General features: G+C 72.3%; 14 protein-coding genes. 2 read left to right on the forward strand and 12 right to left on the reverse strand.

What is annotated here, in order from left to right; all coding sequences use genetic code 11:
* Window positions 1-5: 5 nt before the first annotated feature.
* The 9 genes from WMF22_RS31320 to WMF22_RS31360 all read right to left on the reverse strand — a co-directional run bounded on the left by WMF22_RS31320 (window position 6) and on the right by WMF22_RS31360 (window position 10,207).
* The gene (locus tag WMF22_RS31320; RefSeq protein ID WP_438032155.1) at window positions 6-1,451 is read right to left on the reverse strand and encodes a hypothetical protein; all 1,446 of its coding nucleotides are present in this window, start codon (window positions 1,449-1,451) and stop codon (window positions 6-8) included.
* A complete protein-coding gene (locus WMF22_RS31325) occupies window positions 1,448-3,667 on the reverse strand; it encodes a bifunctional metallophosphatase/5'-nucleotidase (protein WP_438032156.1) in 2,220 nt (739 codons plus the stop codon). The genes WMF22_RS31320 and WMF22_RS31325 overlap by 4 nt, the downstream gene beginning before the upstream one ends.
* Window positions 3,664-5,634: a phosphoenolpyruvate--protein phosphotransferase gene (gene ptsP, locus WMF22_RS31330; RefSeq protein WP_438032157.1), complete on the reverse strand. Its 1,971-nt coding sequence runs from the start codon at window positions 5,632-5,634 to the stop codon at window positions 3,664-3,666. Before ptsP ends, WMF22_RS31325 begins: the two co-directional genes overlap by 4 nt.
* On the reverse strand, window positions 5,631-5,915 hold the full coding sequence (locus tag WMF22_RS31335) for an HPr family phosphocarrier protein (protein WP_437293668.1): 285 nt from the start codon (window positions 5,913-5,915) through the stop codon (window positions 5,631-5,633). Before WMF22_RS31335 ends, ptsP begins: the two co-directional genes overlap by 4 nt.
* A complete protein-coding gene (gene rapZ, locus WMF22_RS31340; RefSeq protein ID WP_438032158.1) occupies window positions 5,912-6,979 on the reverse strand; it encodes an RNase adapter RapZ in 1,068 nt (355 codons plus the stop codon). Before rapZ ends, WMF22_RS31335 begins: the two co-directional genes overlap by 4 nt.
* Complete coding sequence (gene hprK / locus WMF22_RS31345; RefSeq protein ID WP_438032159.1) at window positions 6,976-8,280, reverse strand: HPr(Ser) kinase/phosphatase; 1,305 nt, start codon at window positions 8,278-8,280, stop codon at window positions 6,976-6,978. The genes rapZ and hprK overlap by 4 nt, the downstream gene beginning before the upstream one ends.
* Window positions 8,277-8,756, reverse strand: a complete 480-nt coding sequence (locus tag WMF22_RS31350; protein WP_012238396.1) for a PTS sugar transporter subunit IIA — start codon at window positions 8,754-8,756, stop codon at window positions 8,277-8,279. Before WMF22_RS31350 ends, hprK begins: the two co-directional genes overlap by 4 nt.
* Window positions 8,757-9,233: 477 nt before the next feature.
* Entirely contained in the window at window positions 9,234-9,602 is a 369-nt protein-coding gene (gene hpf / locus WMF22_RS31355) for a ribosome hibernation-promoting factor, HPF/YfiA family (protein ID WP_012238397.1), read from the reverse strand.
* A gap of 260 nt (window positions 9,603-9,862) precedes the next feature.
* Window positions 9,863-10,207, reverse strand: a complete 345-nt coding sequence (locus tag WMF22_RS31360) for a sigma-70 domain-containing protein (protein WP_437293672.1) — start codon at window positions 10,205-10,207, stop codon at window positions 9,863-9,865.
* 348 nt (window positions 10,208-10,555) lie between these two features.
* Here WMF22_RS31360 and WMF22_RS31365 point away from each other — a divergent pair, with 348 nt between their 5' ends.
* The gene (locus WMF22_RS31365; RefSeq protein ID WP_438032160.1) at window positions 10,556-11,422 is read left to right on the forward strand and encodes an oxygenase MpaB family protein; all 867 of its coding nucleotides are present in this window, start codon (window positions 10,556-10,558) and stop codon (window positions 11,420-11,422) included.
* Between the two features lie 135 nt (window positions 11,423-11,557).
* Here the strand turns inward: WMF22_RS31365 and WMF22_RS31370 are convergent, their stop codons facing one another.
* The gene (locus WMF22_RS31370) at window positions 11,558-12,616 is read right to left on the reverse strand and encodes a serine/threonine-protein kinase (protein WP_437293675.1); all 1,059 of its coding nucleotides are present in this window, start codon (window positions 12,614-12,616) and stop codon (window positions 11,558-11,560) included.
* Window positions 12,617-12,781: 165 nt separating this feature from the next.
* Between WMF22_RS31370 and WMF22_RS31375 the strand changes: the two genes are divergently transcribed.
* Window positions 12,782-13,813 carry an isocitrate/isopropylmalate dehydrogenase family protein gene (locus WMF22_RS31375; protein ID WP_438032161.1) on the forward strand — a complete coding sequence of 344 codons (1,032 nt, stop codon included), beginning with the start codon at window positions 12,782-12,784 and terminating at the stop codon, window positions 13,811-13,813.
* Window positions 13,814-13,879: 66 nt separating this feature from the next.
* On the opposite strand, the gene WMF22_RS31380 is transcribed toward WMF22_RS31375, so the two are convergent.
* Together WMF22_RS31380 and WMF22_RS31385 are read right to left on the reverse strand one after the other, a co-directional pair.
* Window positions 13,880-15,640 carry an ATP-binding protein gene (locus WMF22_RS31380; RefSeq protein WP_438032162.1) on the reverse strand — a complete coding sequence of 587 codons (1,761 nt, stop codon included), beginning with the start codon at window positions 15,638-15,640 and terminating at the stop codon, window positions 13,880-13,882.
* A 116-nt stretch (window positions 15,641-15,756) separates the two neighbouring features.
* Window positions 15,757-16,203 (reverse strand): gamma-glutamylcyclotransferase family protein, encoded by a 447-nt coding sequence (locus tag WMF22_RS31385; RefSeq protein WP_438032163.1) that lies wholly within the window; start codon window positions 16,201-16,203, stop codon window positions 15,757-15,759.
* Between the last annotated feature and the right edge of the window lie 295 nt (window positions 16,204-16,498).

Genomic DNA, 16,498 nt, shown 5'->3' on the forward strand with positions numbered 1-16,498 from the left:
GGTGGCTAGTTGGTCTCCGCGTCGTCGTCGTCGAGGCTGCGCGTCCGGACGCAGGACTCCTTCGAGGGCTTCGTGGCGGGCGCGCAGCCGGGCGCCCGGCAGACGAGGTCGTCCGGGCAGCGGGCCTCGATCGTCCAGTTCAGCGAGCCGCCCGAGAAGCTCCGGAGCGTGCCAGTCACCGCGTCGATCACCTCGCCCCGGTGCGACGGCGGATCGAAGGCGCTCACCGTGCCCGTCTGGATCTGGATCCTGCTCGACCCGTCCGTGATCTTGTAGTTGCCGCGCGCGGCGTAGCTCGTCCACTCGCTGCACTCGGGGTCGTCCGAGCACGCGTTCGCGCAGCTCCTCTCGGCCTGGCTGTCGAAATCGACCTGCCCGTCGCCGTTCAGATCGCAGTTCGACTGCTCCGCGGCGAAGACGTTGCCCCTCGCGGGCCTCGGACCGAAGCGCTCGCCGATGTGGAACCCCTCGACGCGCACGAGCCCGCTCTCGAGGCGCTCCATGGCCAGGTCGCCGGCGATCGTCGGCCCGTCGAGCACCGTCGGCTCCGGGACCAGGCACTCCGCTCCTCCCTGCGCGCGCGCGATCTCGTACGAAGGGAACGAGAGCTGGGTGAAGCCGAAGAACTCGTCGACGGTGCCCGCCAGGTACTCGAGCCGATCGCAGACACGCAGGTTGGCAGGCGTGTTGAAATTGTACGCGAAGAGGTGGTTGAAGCCGCTGGCCTGGCCGGCCAGATCGGTGACGTAGAAGCCGTCGCTCGAGACCCGCGTGACGACGACCTGCTGGGGAGCCGCGGTGTCGATCCGCATCGCTTCGGACGGGTAGGGCGTCGCCGAGCCGCCGCCCTGCACGTCGGCGATGCGCGGCAAGGCGTAGGCGATTGGCTTCGAGACACCGGCGCTGAAGGAGCCGCCCTCCTCGGTGTCGTCGTCCGCGAAGGCGCACCCGGGATCGGCGGGGAAATCGACGAGCGCGTCGCCGGGCGCGTCGTCGTTGACGCCGTTGGCGCACGCGGGGCGGTCGCCCCGGGACGCGGGCCGGTAGCCGAGGTCCTCGACCCACAGCCGGATGGGCCCGTAGACGGCCGTCACGCGGGCGCTCCCCTCGGCGACGCCGTCCCGCAGGCGGATGTTGCGGCCGACCGCGACGCCCTCGCCGGCCGCCTCGACGTCGAGCACCGCCCCGGGATCGACGCTCAGCCTGACCATGCCGTCGAAGGGCGTCCGCCGGCCGGCAGCGTCGCGCGCCTCGATCCTGAACGACCAGGTGTCCACCGTGTCGCCGCGGTTGGCCGGCAGCGGCGCGTCGGCGGAGGGGGGCGCTTCCCCGTTCACCTGCACGACCTGGACCCAGAAGCTCGAGACGCCCCGGGGCGGCCCGCCGTCGCTGCCGCACCCGGCGAGCGCGGCGGCCGCGAGCGCCGCCCAGCGCCTCGCCCGCGGCGTCACTGGCCCACCATCCGCAAGCGGCCGTCGGAGAAGTTGCCGAGCCGCCGGTCGACGCACGCGAGGTACTTGCACTGCTCGCCCGCGGCGCTGCACGGGGCGAGCGCGCTCTCGCACTGCTCCCGCACCCAGTCGGTCGGCGCCTCGGCGCAGACGTCGCGCTGGTAGGCGGCGACGTCATCGCGGCAACGCGCGAGCACACACGCGCCCCGGGAGCACGGCGCCTCGCCGGTCTTGCACGCCTGCCCCTCGACCACCGACTCGGGGCACGCGCAGACGAAGCCCTCGCCCGCGCCCGCGCAGTCGGCGTCCCGCTGGCACGACGCGAGCTCGCCGCGCCCGTCCGCGCCGCACGGGCTGCCCGCGCGGATGGCGTCGATCAGCGCGTCGCGCTGCTGCACCTGGGTGTCGAGCTGCGTCGTGTTGCGCTGGAGCACGCGGAACCCGCTGCCGCCCTGGGCGAGGTAGCTCGACGTCGCGAGCTCGTAGGTCGCGATCGGATCGAGCGGCTGCCAGCAGCGCCTCGCCTCGACGTCGCAGCTGCCCACCTCGCCGCCCGGGCAGTCGGCGTCGCCGTTCGGGCACGCGATCGCCGGCTGGCGCGCGCCGATGTACACGTGGGTCGCGACGCCGGACGCGGCGCCGTCGGCCGAGCGCGCGGCGCAGTCGATGACGACCCGCGCGCCCGCGATCTGCGCCTGCGAGACGCACCCGCGGCCGCTCGATCGGCGCGCCACGAAGTCGAAGAGCTCCTGCACCTCGAGGCCGGAGAGCTGCAACTTCGAGATCGAGTTGTCGAAGGGGAAGACGTTGAACATCTGCTCGACCGTCACCGGGCCGGGCACGAGGTCGGCGCGGATGCCCGTCGTGTTCGTGAGCGCGAAATCGGTCTGGATGCCGAGGCGCAGCCACATCGCCCCGGCGATGAGGTTGCCGAGCGGCGAGTCGCCGCCGCTCGCCGAGGCGCGGCGGGAGCCGCCCGGCGCGTAGCCGACAAGGAGATCGAGGTTCGCGAGCGCGTCGAGCCCCTGCGCGTACGGCTCGAGCACCGAGGCGACGATCGGATCGGCGGGCACGCCCTCGGTCACCGGGAAGAGCTCGTACCGGTCCGAGAGCACCTCGAAGCCGTTCAGCGGGTCGTAGCCGCCCCCGAGCTCGGAGGCGTCCCTGGACAGCACGAGGTCGAGCCGCCCGACGAACTTCGCGAACGCGCCGGAGTGCGCGAGCAGCACGTCGCGCGGCGCGCAGTAACGCCGGCGCTTCGCGCCCTCCCCGGGCGAGCGCTCGTCGTTCAGGAGGATGTAGTGGCGCTGCTCCTCGTCGTCGTAGTACCGCGAGCAGTCGCGGACGCGCTTCGGCGGCTGGAGGACGACGTGGTTGTGCCCGCCGAGCACGACGTCGATGCCCGTCGTGGTCTCGATCATCCGCTCGTCGCCGTCGAGGCCGAGGTGGGTGACGAAGACGATGACATCCACCGTGGGGCGGAGCAGGTCGACGTAGAACTGGGCGACCTCGGTCGTGTTCAGCGGGGTGACGCCGAGCCGGTTCGGCGCCTCGAAGATCGACGTCAGGCTGGAGAGGTTGCCCATGCCGACGACGCCGACCTTGAGGCCCTCGAGGTCGAAGACCGTGAACGGCTGCAGGATGGCGCCGAGCGGCGAGGCGCCGGGCTGCGCTGGGTCCTCGAGCTGGTAGTTCGCCGCGAGGACGGGGAAGCCGGCGTTCTGCTGGAGCTGGATACCGAGGTTCAGCGCGCCGCGGTCGAACTCGTGGTTGGCGACGATCATCGCGTCGACGCCCATGGCGCCGAGGGCGCGGATCTCCGCCTCTCCCGAGTAGAAGTTGAAGATCGGCGCCCCCTGGAAGCAGTCGCCGCCGTCGAGGTGAAGCGCGCGCGACGACCGTGCGCGCTCGCGCCCGAGGAGATGGGACATGCGCGCGGCGCCGCCGACGTTCGCGATCGAGGCCGCCGCGCCGAGGCCGAGCCCCGCGTCCACCTGGCCGAGCTGCAGGTTGTACGGGAAGAGCCGCGAGTGGATGTCCGACGTGTGGAGCAGCGTCAGGTGCACCTGCCCGACGAGCCGCGTCGGCGGCGCCTCCTCCTCGCAGCCCGCCGCGCACAGGCCGAGCGCCACAGCGCAGGCGGCCAGCGCGCGCGCCACGCCGGACGCGACCGGCACCGCGGGCGCCGGCCCCACCGCACCCAGCGCGCCGCTCACCGGGTGGCGCGCTCTCCCGTGAGCAGGTCGTAGAGGTCCGGCGCGAACGCGGCGGCGACGCAGCACTCGACCTCCTCCGCCGTCGCGCAGGCGAGCGCCTCCGCCGCGACCGCCTCGGCCTCGGCGACCGTGATGCGCCGGAGCGTCTCCTTGATCTCCGGGATCGCCGCCGCCTCCATCGAGAAGTCGCGGAGGCCGAGGCCGAGCAGCAGCAGGGCGGCGAGCGGATCGCTCGCCATCGCCCCGCAGAGGGACACCGGCCTGCCGAAGTCCTGACCTGCCTGGATCACCTTCGTGATCAGCCGCAGGATCGACGGATCGAACGGCGAGGCCAGGTAGGCCAGCGAGCGGCTGGTCCGGTCGACCGCGAGCGCGTACTGGATGAGATCGTTCGTCCCGAGGCTCAGGAACGCGGCCTCGCGCGCGAAATGGTCGACCATGACCGCCGCCGAGGGCACCTCGATCATCACGCCGAGCGGGATCTCGTCGGCGCACGCCTGGCCGCGGGCGCGCACCTGCTCCTGCGCGCGGTGCAGCAGCGCGCGCACCTGCCGGAGCTCGCCGAGGCCTGCGACCATGGGGATCATGATCCGCACGTCGCCGTAGGCGGAGGCGCGCACCATGGCGCGGAGGTGCTCGAGGAAGACGTCGGGGCGAGAGAGCGCGAGCCGGACCGCGCGGAGGCCGAGCATCGGGTTCATCTCGGGGGGCACCTGGAACGTGGAGACGAACTTGTCGCCGCCGATGTCGAACGTGCGCAGCGTGACCGGCTTCGGGCGGAGCGCCTCGACGACCGCGCGGAAGATCTCGAACTGCTGGTCCTCCGAGGGCGGGGACGTGCGGTCGATGTAGAGGAACTCGGTCCGGTAGAGGCCGATGCCGTCGGCGCCCTGGTCGCGCGCGAGGATCGCCTCGGCCGGGAGCTCGACGTTCGCCCGGAGCGACACCTTGACGCCGTCCTTCGACTGGGCGGCCCGGTGCCTGGACTCCGAGAGCTCCTTGCCGAGCGCGACGTAGCGCTCGGCGCGGGCGCGCGCGTCCGCGAGCTCGGCGGGGCCGGGGCGGACGACGACCGTGCCGCGCAGCCCGTCGATCACCACGATGTCGCCCGTGATCACGCGCTGCAGCACGTCGCTGACGCCGACCACGGCCGGGATCTCCAGCGCGCGCGCCATGATGGAGGTGTGGCTCGTGCGGGTGCCGACCTCGGTGACGAAGCCGACGACCGGCTCGTCGACCATCGCCGCGGTGTCGGCCGGCGACAGGTCGTGCGCGATGAGGATCGTCGGCCCGGAGAAGCGCGGGAGCGCCGCGCCGAACGTCGCCGGCATGGCGATCGAGTTCTGCAGCTCGATCAGGCTGCGCGTGGAGAGGGGCGAGGTGTCGCGCGAGGACGGCGGCTCCTGGGGCGGGAGGCTGAACGCGCGCAGGAGGCGCTCGCCGACGAACAGGACGTCGTGGCTGCGCTCGCGCAGGTACGGGTCGTCCAGCGCGGCGAAGCGGCCGGCGATCGCCTCGCACGCGGTCGCCACCGCCCACTCGGCGCAGCGGCGCTCCTCGATGACCTGGCGCTTCACGGCGTCGGCGAGCGCCTCGTCGCCGAGCATCAGCAGGTAGGCTTCGAGGATCGACGCCTCGGCGCGGTGGTCGCCGATGCGCTTCGCCATGTCGCGCAGCTCGTCCTGCGCGCGCTCGACCGCGGCCTCGAAGCGCTCGAGCTCCGCCGCGATCTCGCCGGAGCCGACGCGGCGGCGCGGGTGGTTCGTCCGGTGCCCGCCCATCACGACGGCCGCGCCGATCGCGACCCCGGGGGACCCAGAGATGCCCCGCAGCGTCTCCGTCCGGGCGCCGGGCGGCATCGAGTCGACCCGGGCGCCGGGCGCCGCCGAGCCGCTCCGGACGGCGTCCGCCGGGGCGGGATGCTCGTCCGGGGCGTCCGACGAGAGCGCGCTCGGGCCGCGCGTCACTCGTGCTCTCCGAAGCGCCCGGCGATCAGCTCGCCGATGGCGGAGACGGCGTCGGCGGCCTGATCGCCCGTCGCGCTCACCTCGATCTGGGTGCCCATCGACCCGCAGAGCAGGAGCACGCCCATCACGCTCTTCGCGTTGGCCGCCTGCCCGTCCGGCCCGGTCAGCGAGATCTCGCAGTCGTAGCGCCCCGCGAGCTGCACGAGCTTCGTCGCGGCGCGCGCGTGGAGCCCGCGCACATTGATGATGGTGAACCGCCTCGTTACCGCCTCGGTCGTCACCGCTCGCCCCCCGTCACGCTCGTGTCCGACGCCGGGCGAGGCTCCGACGGGGTCGCTCCCGGCTGCGCCAGCCGGAGATCCACGCCGGGCGCCCCGGCCATGCCCTCTCCCACCCCCGAGGGTACACCACTCGTGCTCACCCGGGCGACGTCCCGGTGCACGACCGTGATGGGGAGCCCCGTCTTCCGCCGCAGGCTGTCGCTGAGCGCGTTGGTGAGCACGACGGAGCGGTGCCGGCCGCCGGTGCATCCGATGCCGACGGTGAGGTAGCTCTTTCCTTCGCTGGCGTAGCGCGGCATGCAGAACGAGAGGAGCTGCTCTGTCCTGCAGATGAACTCGAGGGCATCCGGGTTCTTCAGGATGTACTCCCGCACCGGCTCGTCGTTCCCCGTGAGCTCGCGGAGGCCGTGGACGAAATACGGGTTGTCGAGGAAGCGGACGTCGAAGAGCAGATCGGCGTCGAGCGGGATGCCGTACTTGTAACCGAACGAGACGAACCGGGTGGACATCCGGGGCACCTCGACCTTCGCGGGGCGCAGCCGCTCGATGACGACGCGGCGCAGGTCGTGCGTCGACAGCCGGGTCGTGTCGAGCTCGATGGTCGCCCTGGCCCGCAGCGACGCGAGCCGCTCGCGCTCCAAGAGGACGCCGTCGAGCATCGCGATGGCGCCGCTGCCGCCGGTCGTCAGCGGGTGCGGGCGCCGCGTCTCGCTGAAGCGCCGGAGCAGCGTCTCGTCCGAGGCGTCGAGGAAGAGGATCACCACGTCCCGTCCGGTCCGTATCGAGTCGAGCGCCGCCGTGGCGCCCGCCAGGAAGGAGCCCACCCGGACGTCGATGCCGAGCCCGATCCGGGTGATCCCGCCCGACTCGCACGCCTCGACCGCCGGCTGCACGAGCGACGTGGGCAGGTTGTCCACGCAGAAGAAGCCGAGGTCCTCCAGGGCGTGGAGCGCCGTCGACTTGCCCGCGCCGGAGAGGCCCGTGACGACGACGACGCGCCCCGGCGCCCCGTCGGGCCCGTGCAGGCCGTGCTGCTGCTGCTGCTGATCGCCTCCGTTGCTCACCCTCGCCTCCTCGGCCGCGGCAGGCTCACGGACGACTCCGTGGGGCTGAACCCGGAGCTCGGGCGATCAAGGGGCGGCCTGCCCCGATCCGCGGGCGGCCGGAAGGCGCTGCTCGGGGGGTTCGGCGCGTCCAGGCCGCGGCCGGGCGGCGGCGGTGGCGGCGGCCGGGGCGGTCCGGGCGGCGCGGCGCTCCGCGAGGCGCCTTCCTCCGCGAGCCTCGCCGGCGGCGGGATCGACGACTCCTCCGGCGAGCGCTCGCGGAGCAGCTCGCCCTCGACGTTGCCGAAGAACTCGCGGGCCGCGTGGAACCCGGCGTTCTTCAGGAGCTCGTTGCGGGCGGCGACCTCGAGGATCGACGCCATGTCGCGGCCCGGGCGCACCGGGATGACGAGCTCCCGGATCTTCACGCCGAGGATGGTGTGGTACCGCTCGTCCAGCCCGAGGCGATCGTACTCGGTGTCCCTCGACCACTCGACCAGCTTCACCACGACGTCGATCCGCTTGCGCTCGCGGATCGACGTGACGCCGAAGAGGTCCTTCACGTTGAGGATGCCGAGGCCACGCACCTCGAGGTGGTACCGGAGGAGCTCCGCCGGGGCGCCGAAGACCATGCCGGGAGGGCGGTAATCGCACTCCACGGCGTCGTCGGCGACGAGCCGGTGGCCGCGCATCACGAGATCGAGCGCGCACTCGCTCTTGCCGATCGCGCTCGACCCCATGAGAAGGAGGCCCACGCCGAAGACGTCGACGAGCACGCCGTGCAGCCGCAGCCGCGGCGCCAGGCGATCGTCGAGCAGCGCGTGCAGCGCGGTGATCGTGGCGCTCGACCGCACCGCCGAGACGACGAGCGGCGTCCCGCTCTCCTCGGCGCACTGCGCGAGCTCCGGCACAGGGACGAACCCGATGCCGGAGCCGTTCGCCTCGAACGGCTGGTCGCCCTGCGTGAGGATGACGCAGCACAGGCCGAGCTCGAAGAAGCCGCGCAGCGACAGGAGCCGGTCCTCGCGGGAGAGCTTGTGGAGGAACGAGAGCTCGGTCTGCCCGAGGATCTGCACCCGCGTCGGGACGATGCCGTGGAAGTGGCCGACGAGCGCGAGCCCGGACTTCTGGATGCGGGTGTTCATGATGGGCCGGTCGAGGCCCGCGGCGCCGGCGATGAGCGTGAGGTCGATGCCGAGCCCCTCGTCGGCCATCAGGCTCCGCACCGCGATCGCGGGGCGGTCCGCCCGGCCACCGCGGGTCGAGGGGGGCATCCGGCCGCCCCCTTCCCCTTCCTGTCCGCCGCTGCGCGGGCCGCTCATGACACCGACCTCCCTTCCTCGGCGGCGATGAGCTCGAACGCCGCGCGCCCGGTCGAGGCGCCGAGCAGCCGCCGCCTGAACGTCTCGTCCCGCAGCAGGCGGGAGATGCGCGCCAGCGTCTTGAGGTGCTCGCCCGTGGCGCGCTTCGGCCCGATCACGGCGACGAGGATGGACACCGGCGCCCCGTCGATCGCGTCGAAGTCGATCGGCTTCGGGCAGATCAGGACCGCGCCGATCAGCCGATCGACGCCCTCCATCGCGCCGTGGGGGATGGCCACGCCGCTCCCGACGCCGGTGGACTGCAGGCGCTCGCGCTCGCCGAGCACCCGCTCGATCTCATCGGCCTTGACCCCCGGCTGTCCTGCCGCGAGCAGGGCGGCGAGCCGGCGGAGCGCGTCCGTCTTGGAGCGGACGACCCCCTCCTGCTCGCTGGCGACGGATACCTGGTGCGCGGTCAAGATGTCGCGGACTTGCATGCTGATTTCGGCGCTCGGGCGAGGTGAGAGGGCTCTGGAACGGCGCACGTGGCACGGTCGGCGCGGCGCTCGGCCAGGGCCAAGCGAGCCGATGTGGCCATCGTACCCCGGGGACTTCGGGCACGCGACTCAAGGACGCTATCGCGACGAGCGGCCCTGGAGGGAGCGTTCTTCGCGTTACTTCACGTCGCGATCGCTGGGCGACCGCCGCGCCGCTCCAGGCAGGCCCCCCGGCAGGTTGGGCATGCGCACGGGTGAGCTGATGGAGACGAGCGCGCGTCACAGCCGCGCCCGCCGCGCCCGCCGCGCCCGCCGCGCTCGTCGCGGCGACGCGCGCGGCGGCTCACGCGGAGGGAGCGCGCCGCCTCGCCCGCGACCGGCGGCTCAGAGGATGGGAGCACGCCGCGCCGGCGGGCGCGGCTGCCCTCGCTCCGGTTCGCGCGTCGCGCGTCGCCGAGGCGCGACGCGCGCGGCGGCTCAGGATCGGGTGCGTCCCGTCGCGGCCACCGCCTCGCGCTCCACCTCGACGGCGTACTCGCCGGCGCTCGTGCCGCCGCGCTTCCGCGCGATGGTGTGACCCTTCCCATCCCGGATCTGCCGCTCGAGCTTGTCGTGGACCATGTCGATCGACGCGTACATGTCCTCACCCCGCTCGGTCGCATGGAAGGCTAGACTGCCGGAGGAGAGGCGAACGTCGGCGACGTGCGTCAGACCCTCGACGGAGAGGGTGACCTGCGCCGTCATCGCCTGCCTAAGGAACTTCTGGAGCTTGGCCACCTTCTCATGGGCGTAATTCTTCACGGCGTCGGTACCCACCATATGGCGGAACGTGATCGTGATGTTCATCGGGTCCAGCCTTCCTTCCCTGATGCGTAGATGAAACAATCGACTACGGCTACAGAGCACCCCTCCATCTCCATCGTAACACTGATGTAGAGCTCTGGTCTTCACTCAACGGCGCAGCGCTTTCGTTTTGTTTGGCGCCGTTCCGCTTCTGCGTTTCTCGCCCCGGGTTGCCACCTCTCGCGCACCTCGTCGTGCCCGCGCGTCACCGTGGTTTGCCGCGCTGCGTCCTGCGCGGCCAGCGCGCCTCCTCTTCAACAAGTTCAACAAGCCTTGGCACGCCCCGCTTGTTCCAGCGCCCGGCGCACCGTGTGCGGGGCGTGGCCCGAGGTCAGCGCGATCTCGCCGATCGTGGGTGTGCGCCCGAGCTCGGTCGCGAGCCGCCTCGCGCTCGCGAGGACGGCGCGGAGCACCTCGACATCGCCCCGATCGAGCGGCTCGGCGACGCGGAGGCCCTCGGACTCGAGCCGGTCGATGATGTACTCGACCTCCTCGTACGAGACCGCCCGGCGGTCGACGACTTCGGCGATGTCGTTGAGGTCCACCCGACCGGTCGACCGATGGCGTGTAAGGAGCTCCTGGATCATGTCGTCGATGACAGGCGGCACGGCGCTAGCGTGCCACCTTCGCGCAGGCCGCGCACGCGCCCGCGCGGGCGAAAGCGGGTCCGAGAGCCGAGCGCGAGACCGAGCTGATCGAGCGCCTCGGTGCCGCGCTGCCCGGCCCTCCCCGCGGCCTCGCCGCGCGGAGCCTGGCCAGCCGGCTCGCCCGGCGCGGGCCCGCCGCCGCATCACACCTCCTCATCACGGCGCGCCACGGTGGACCGCACCTCACCTCGTGTCGCCACGCTCGCCACGCTCGACGTCTTCATCTGTTCAGCGATGTTTCCGCCTGGATGCGCGATGCATGATAGAAATGGACGCGTCATCGGGCGGATACACATCAGGAGATCTTCCATGCGCTGGGCCCCTCCCGAATCGCGATCGCGCTATGCGATCCGCGACCATATCGAAGCAAACCTGGATCCGGTCGAGGATCATCAGGAGATCGCATTTCTCTCGACGTGCTATGATTTCCCGTGGGACACGCAGCGCGCCCTCGAGCTCGCGCTGTTCCGTGTCTTCGGGATCGCCAAGGGCACACCTCTCCTGGTGCAGACAGGGGAGTTCCTCCAGCGCGCCCAGAAGCGCTACGACGACACCGTCCTCATCCTCTCCGAGATGCTGGAGAACGGATACGACAGCGAGCGCGGCCGGGCGGCGCTGCGGCGCATGAACCGGCAGCACGGGCGTTACGCCATCCCGAACGACGAGTACCTGTACACGCTGTCGACGTTCATCTTCGAGCCCATCCGCTGGAACGAGCGCTTCGCCTGGCGCGCGCTGCTCGACAAGGAGAAGCTCGCGGCCTACCACTACTGGAAGCAGGTCGGGACGCTGATGAACATCAAGGATATCCCGCCGAGCTACGAGGCGTTCGAGCGGTTCAACCTCGATTACGAGGCGGAGCACCTGCGGTTCTCGGAGGACAACCGGAAGCTCGCCGTCGCGACGCGGGATCTCGTGCTGGGCTGGGCGCTGCCGAGAGCGCTATGGCCGCTCGGGGCGCCGGTCATCCATGCGATGATCGATGATCGCATGCTCGACGCCGTCGGGCTGCCGCGGCCTCCGCCCGGGCTGCGCAACCTCGTGCAGGCGGCGCTCCGCGCGCGCGGCCCGCTCTTGCGGGCCATGCCGCGCCGGCGCTCGCCGCGCCTGCTCACTCGGCTGAGGAACCGCACCTACCCGGACGGCTACCGTATCGAGGATCTCGGCGCGCGGTGACCAGCGCAGCTCCACGGGCCGGCGAGCCCAGGCGCCGCGCCGGGCGAGCGGCTGCCTATCGGCTCAAGGCTGCCTGCCGGCTCAAGGCTGTCTACCGGCTCAAGGCTGCCCGCCGGCTCAAGGCTGCCCGCCGGCTCAAGGCAGCTGGCGCCGCAGGAACTTGAGCGCCTCCCGGGCAGCGCGGTTCACCGGCTCGTAGACGTCCGGGGTCGTCCTGAGCGGCGCGCCGATCGGCTCGCCCGGGCGGACGCCGAGGATGCGCTCGACGTCCTCCAGGAGCGACTGCATCGAGTCGTAGCGGTTCCCCGGGGCCTTGCGGAGCGCGGTGGCGACAAGCGCCTCGAGGCGCCGATCGATGCCGGGCCGGATCGAGCTGAGCCGGGGGGCCGGGGTGCAGGCGTGCTGGGCGACGACCACCACGTCGTCTGGCGAGGAGAACGGCAGCTGGCCGGCGAGCATGCGGAACATGGTGACGCCGAGGGCATAGATGTCGGTGCGGCCGTCGATGGGATCGGCGAGGGCCTGCTCCGGGGCCATGTAGGGGACCGTGCCCAGCACGAGACCGGCGGCGGTGGTGGGGCCCGTCTTCAGCTTCGCGAAGCCGAAATCCATCATCTTGAGCACGCGCGGGCCGCCCGCGGCGCGGACGAGGAACAGGTTGTCCGGCTTCACGTCGCGGTGGATGACGCCGGCCGCGTGCGCCGAGGCGAGCGCCGACGCCGCCTGCCGTATCAGCGGGAGCGCGACGGCCTCGCTCACGGCCACCTCGCGGCGGAGCAGGACGCCGAGCGACTCGCCGGTGAGCAGCTCGAGCACGATGAACGGGGACCCGTCCTTGCGCTCGCCCGCGTCGAGGACCCGGACGATGTTGGGGTGCCCGAGCTCGGCCGCCACCTCGAGCTCGCGGAGGAACCGCTCGCGCTGGCCCCGATCGGCGGCGAAGCTCCGGTTCAGGATCTTGATCGCGACCTGCTCCTTCGTGCGGCTGTCCGCCGCGAGGTACACGCGCGACATGCCGCCGGCGCCGATGAAGCCCTGGATCACATAGCGATCCTCGAGGACGGCGCCGAACTGCCGCGTCGGCTGCGCCGGCGGCGGCGCGGCCGACAGCGACTGGACGAGGCGCGCGCCGTCGTCGGGGCAGAAGCCGTACGAGCGATCGGTGTACGCGCGGTGGCAGCGCGGGCAAATCATGGGACCCGGGTCATGATGGCGGCGGGGGCGGGGATCCTCAAGGGACTTGCGGGCGGGCGGCGCGCGGCGCCGCTCCCGGCGAGGTGGATCGCGGCGCGCACCTCGGCTATGCGTGCGCCTTTCCTCGTCGACGCGACGATTCACCCCGAGATCGAGAGACAGCCCGTGACCTCACAGAAGCACCCTGCGACCCTCATCCCTGGCGACGGCATCGGCCCCGAGATCGTGGACGCGACGCTGCGCGCCCTCGACGCGCTCGGCGCGCCTTTTGAATGGGAGACGTGCGTGGCCGGCATGGCCGGCGTCAAGGAGGCGGGCGACCCGCTGCCGCGGGCCACGCTCGACAGCATCCACCGCACGCAGCTCGCGCTCAAGGGGCCGCTCGAGACGCCGATCGGCGGCGGGTACCGCTCGTCCAACGTGCGCCTTCGGCAGGAGTTCAAGCTGTTCGCCAACGTGCGCCCCGCGCGGACGCTGATCCCGGGCGGCCGCTTCGAGAACATCGACATCGTGCTCGTGCGGGAGAACCTCGAGGGCCTCTACGTGGGCTTCGAGCACTACATCCCGATCGGCAGCGACGAGCACGCGGTGGCGATCGGCTCCGGCGTGAACACCCGGGTCGGCTCGCGCCGCATTGCCGAGTTCGCCTACGACTACGCGGAGAAGCACGGCCGCAAGAAGGTCACCATCGTCCACAAGGCGAACATCATGAAGGCGCTCACGGGCCTCTTCCTGGAGACGTCGCGCGAGGTGAGCAAGGGCTACGAGGGCCGCGTGGCGACCGACGAGCGGATCGTGGACGCATGCGCGATGCAGCTCGTGCTGAACCCGTGGCAGTTCGACGTCATCGTCACGACGAACCTCTTCGGGGACATCCTCTCGGACGAGATCGCGGGCCTCATCGGCGGCCTCGGCATGGCGCCGGGGGCGAACATCGGCCAGCACGCCGCGATCTTCGAGGCGGTGCACGGCTCGGCGCCGGACATCGCCGGCAAGGGCGTGGCGAACCCGATCGCGCTCATGCTCGCCGCCGCGATGATGCTCGACCACGTGGGCCACCGGGAGCTCGCCGTCCGCCTGCGCGCCGGCATCGACGGGGCGCTGAACCAGGACGGGGTCCGCACCCGCGATCTCGGCGGCAAGGCGGACACGAAGGCGCTCACCGACGCCATCGTGGCCCGCATCAAGAACGGCTGAGCGGGCGACGTCATCACGGCTGATCTCGCGCCTTCGCCGCGGCGCAGGCCGCGGTGGCCCGCGGGGTCAGCCGCCGCGCGAGAGCGGGAGCGTGAAGTGGAAGGACGTCGTCTCGTCCGGCTCGCTCTGCGCCCAGATCCTGCCTCCGTGCGCCTCGACGATGCCCTTGCAGATGTAGAGCCCGAGGCCCGTGCCGGGCGGGCGGCTCCTCGATGGATCCGACGAGAGCCGCTGGAAGCGCTGGAACAGCCTCGGCAGCTCGTCCGGGGAGATCCCGGGCCCGCGGTTCTCGATGGCGACCTCGAGCTCGGCGTCGCGGAGAGAGAGCGTCACGCGGATCGGCGCGTCGGGGTCGCCGTACTTGGCGGCGTTGAGGAGGAGGTTTCCGAGCACCTGGTCCATGCGCGCCGCGTCCGCGTGGACGGGCGGCACGCCCTCGTCGGCGGTGAGCACGACGGCGCGGTCCGGCCGCTCCGCAGCCGCGAGCTCGACGGCGGCGTGGAGGAGGGCGCGCAGATCGGTCGGCCGCCGCTCGAGGGAGAAGCGCCGCGCCTCGAGCTTGGAGGCGTCGAGCAGGTCCCCGGTCATCCGCTCGAGCCGCTGGACGCTGGCGAGGATCTTCCCGCTCCACGCCTGGATCCTGGCGTCCTCGGATCGGCGCGACAGCATGCCCGCGCACGCGGCGATCGCGGTGAGCGGCTGCTTGAGATCGTGCGCCACGATGGAGAGCCATTCCTCGCGGAGCCGCTCGCGCTCCATGAAATGGGTGACGTCTTCGTAGCTGGCGATGGCCCCGAGGATCTCACCCTGGTCGTCGCGTACGGGGCCTGCGCTCACCACGACGGGGATGGTGCTCCCGTCGGCCCGCTGGAGGTACAGCTCGGCGCAGATCGTCCCCTCGCCGCGCGCCGCGCGGACGAGGGGCATCTCGTGGTGCGAGAGCGGCCGTCCGGTCGGCTCGCACAGGCGCGCGTACTGGGCGGCCCCGAACGCCGTGAGGGGGTGAGGGCCGGCGCAGAGCTGCTTGCAGCGGCGGCTCGCGACGAGCGAGTGTCGTCCGCGCTCATCGAAGACGGCGATGGCAACGGGGAAGTCCTCGATGATGCTGCGCAGCCACTGCTGCTCCGCCGCGAGCCGGTCCTCTGCCTCCCGGCGCGCGGTCTGGGCGTCCCGGAGGAGGGCCTCGGCGCGCTGCTGCGCCGGCGAGCTCGCGCCGCCAGCGTCGTCGAGCCCGCGGTGGTGGCGCTCGGTTCGCTGTTCGCCCTCGCGCTCGACGGACCCGAGGGCGAGGGCGAAGAGGGCGCCGAGCGCCTGGACGCGCGGGATGAGCTCGTGCGGGGGCGGGCTGCGTCCGCCGAAGGCGCAGGTGAGGACGCCCAGCGGCCGCCCGGCGCCGAGCAGGGGCGCGGCCAGAACCCAGCACGGCCTCAGGCAGGCGTCGATGGCGCGGACGTCGAAGAGGCGCTCGATGGCCGCCGCGTCCGCCGCGGTGTGCTCGATGCGGCAGCTCTCTGCGGCGCGCAGGACGAGGGACGGGGTGCTCGTGAGATCGTCGAGCGCGCCGGCGAGCGCGCCGGGCAGGCCGGAGGAGGCGAGCAGGCGGACGTGGAGCGCCCGCTCGGCCGGCGAGCGCGCCCCGTGGAGGAGCGCGATGTCGGCGCCGAGCAGCCGGACCGCCTGCTGGACGATGGTGTCGTGGATCTGCTGCGGGCCGAGCTTCCCGGCGAGCGCAGCGCATGCCTCGACGACCGCCTCTGCCAGCTGGGCCGCGGGAGCGAGCTCTCCGTTCGCGGCGGAGAGCTGGTCGTTCGCCGAGATCGTCGTCACGCGTCCCTCGAGGCCTTTGGCCTAGCACCTGCTGGCGGAGGTGCCGCTCGAGCGGACGGGCTGACGTACCGGTCGAGCGGAGCGGCCGAGCGGGCGGGGGCTCGCGTGTGTGGCTCTCATCGGGCGGGCGGGTCGAACCGGCGCTTTGCCCAGCTCACGAGCGGGCTGTTGTCCCGGGCCCGCACGGCGCCGGGCGCGCCGCGGCGCTTCCGCCAGTCGCCCTCGCGGACGCGCCGGCACCCGGCCGCCTGCTCCATCGAGAGGAGGTATGCCTGGGCTTCCCGCCCGCCGGCGAGGCGGATGGGGGCTCGCCGGTGCAAGATCGGGTGTCCCCGGTGGACGTCGAGCGCGGCGAGCGCGGCCGGCGCGATGGCGTAGAGCTCGCCGGTCACGGCGACGAGCCCGCCTTGGACGAGGGCGCCGGTCGTGCCCAGATCGACGAGCGCGTACTCGGGGGTCGTGGTCGCCTCTCCGAGCGGGCGGGCTGTCGCGAGCCATTCGTGCTGCTCCTCGCCCTTCATGAGGTTGTCGTAAACGAAGAGCACCATCTCATGGGTCGTCATTGGCGTGGTCCTCGGGATGGGCTCTGCCGCCCGGCTCCGACGCTCGCAAAGCGAGGGCGCGAGCGCAAGGCTGCTCGGAGCGACGCTGGCGAGCCGCGGCAAAACTGTAGCCCCAGAGGAATCTTGCACCTGCCCACCTCTGGAGAGCTGCGGTTCTTGTGGAGGACCCGCCAATTCCAAGGCGCATCCACCGCGATCGACAGTGTCCCATGCTCGCTTGACGCTCGCGTTCGATGAGAGTTCGAGCGCAATTTTACGCAGCAGCCCGATATTCACCTGCCCGGCGCGAATGCGG

This window comes from Sorangium sp. So ce204 (assembly GCF_051526795.1).
GTDB lineage: Bacteria > Myxococcota_A > Polyangia > Polyangiales > Polyangiaceae > Sorangium > Sorangium cellulosum_B.

Excerpts from the sequence above, each read along its gene's own strand:
- WMF22_RS31350 (WP_012238396.1), bottom strand. The coding sequence starts at position 8,756 with ATGCAAGTCCGCGACATCTTGACCGCGCACCAGGTATCCGTCGCCAGC.
- WMF22_RS31385 (WP_438032163.1), bottom strand. The coding sequence starts at position 16,203 with ATGACGACCCATGAGATGGTGCTCTTCGTTTACGACAACCTCATGAAG.
- WMF22_RS31370 (WP_437293675.1), bottom strand. The coding sequence starts at position 12,616 with ATGATTTGCCCGCGCTGCCACCGCGCGTACACCGATCGCTCGTACGGC.
- WMF22_RS31365 (WP_438032160.1), top strand. The coding sequence starts at position 10,556 with ATGCGCTGGGCCCCTCCCGAATCGCGATCGCGCTATGCGATCCGCGAC.
- hpf (WP_012238397.1), bottom strand. The coding sequence starts at position 9,602 with ATGAACATCACGATCACGTTCCGCCATATGGTGGGTACCGACGCCGTG.
- hprK (WP_438032159.1), bottom strand. The coding sequence starts at position 8,280 with ATGAGCGGCCCGCGCAGCGGCGGACAGGAAGGGGAAGGGGGCGGCCGG.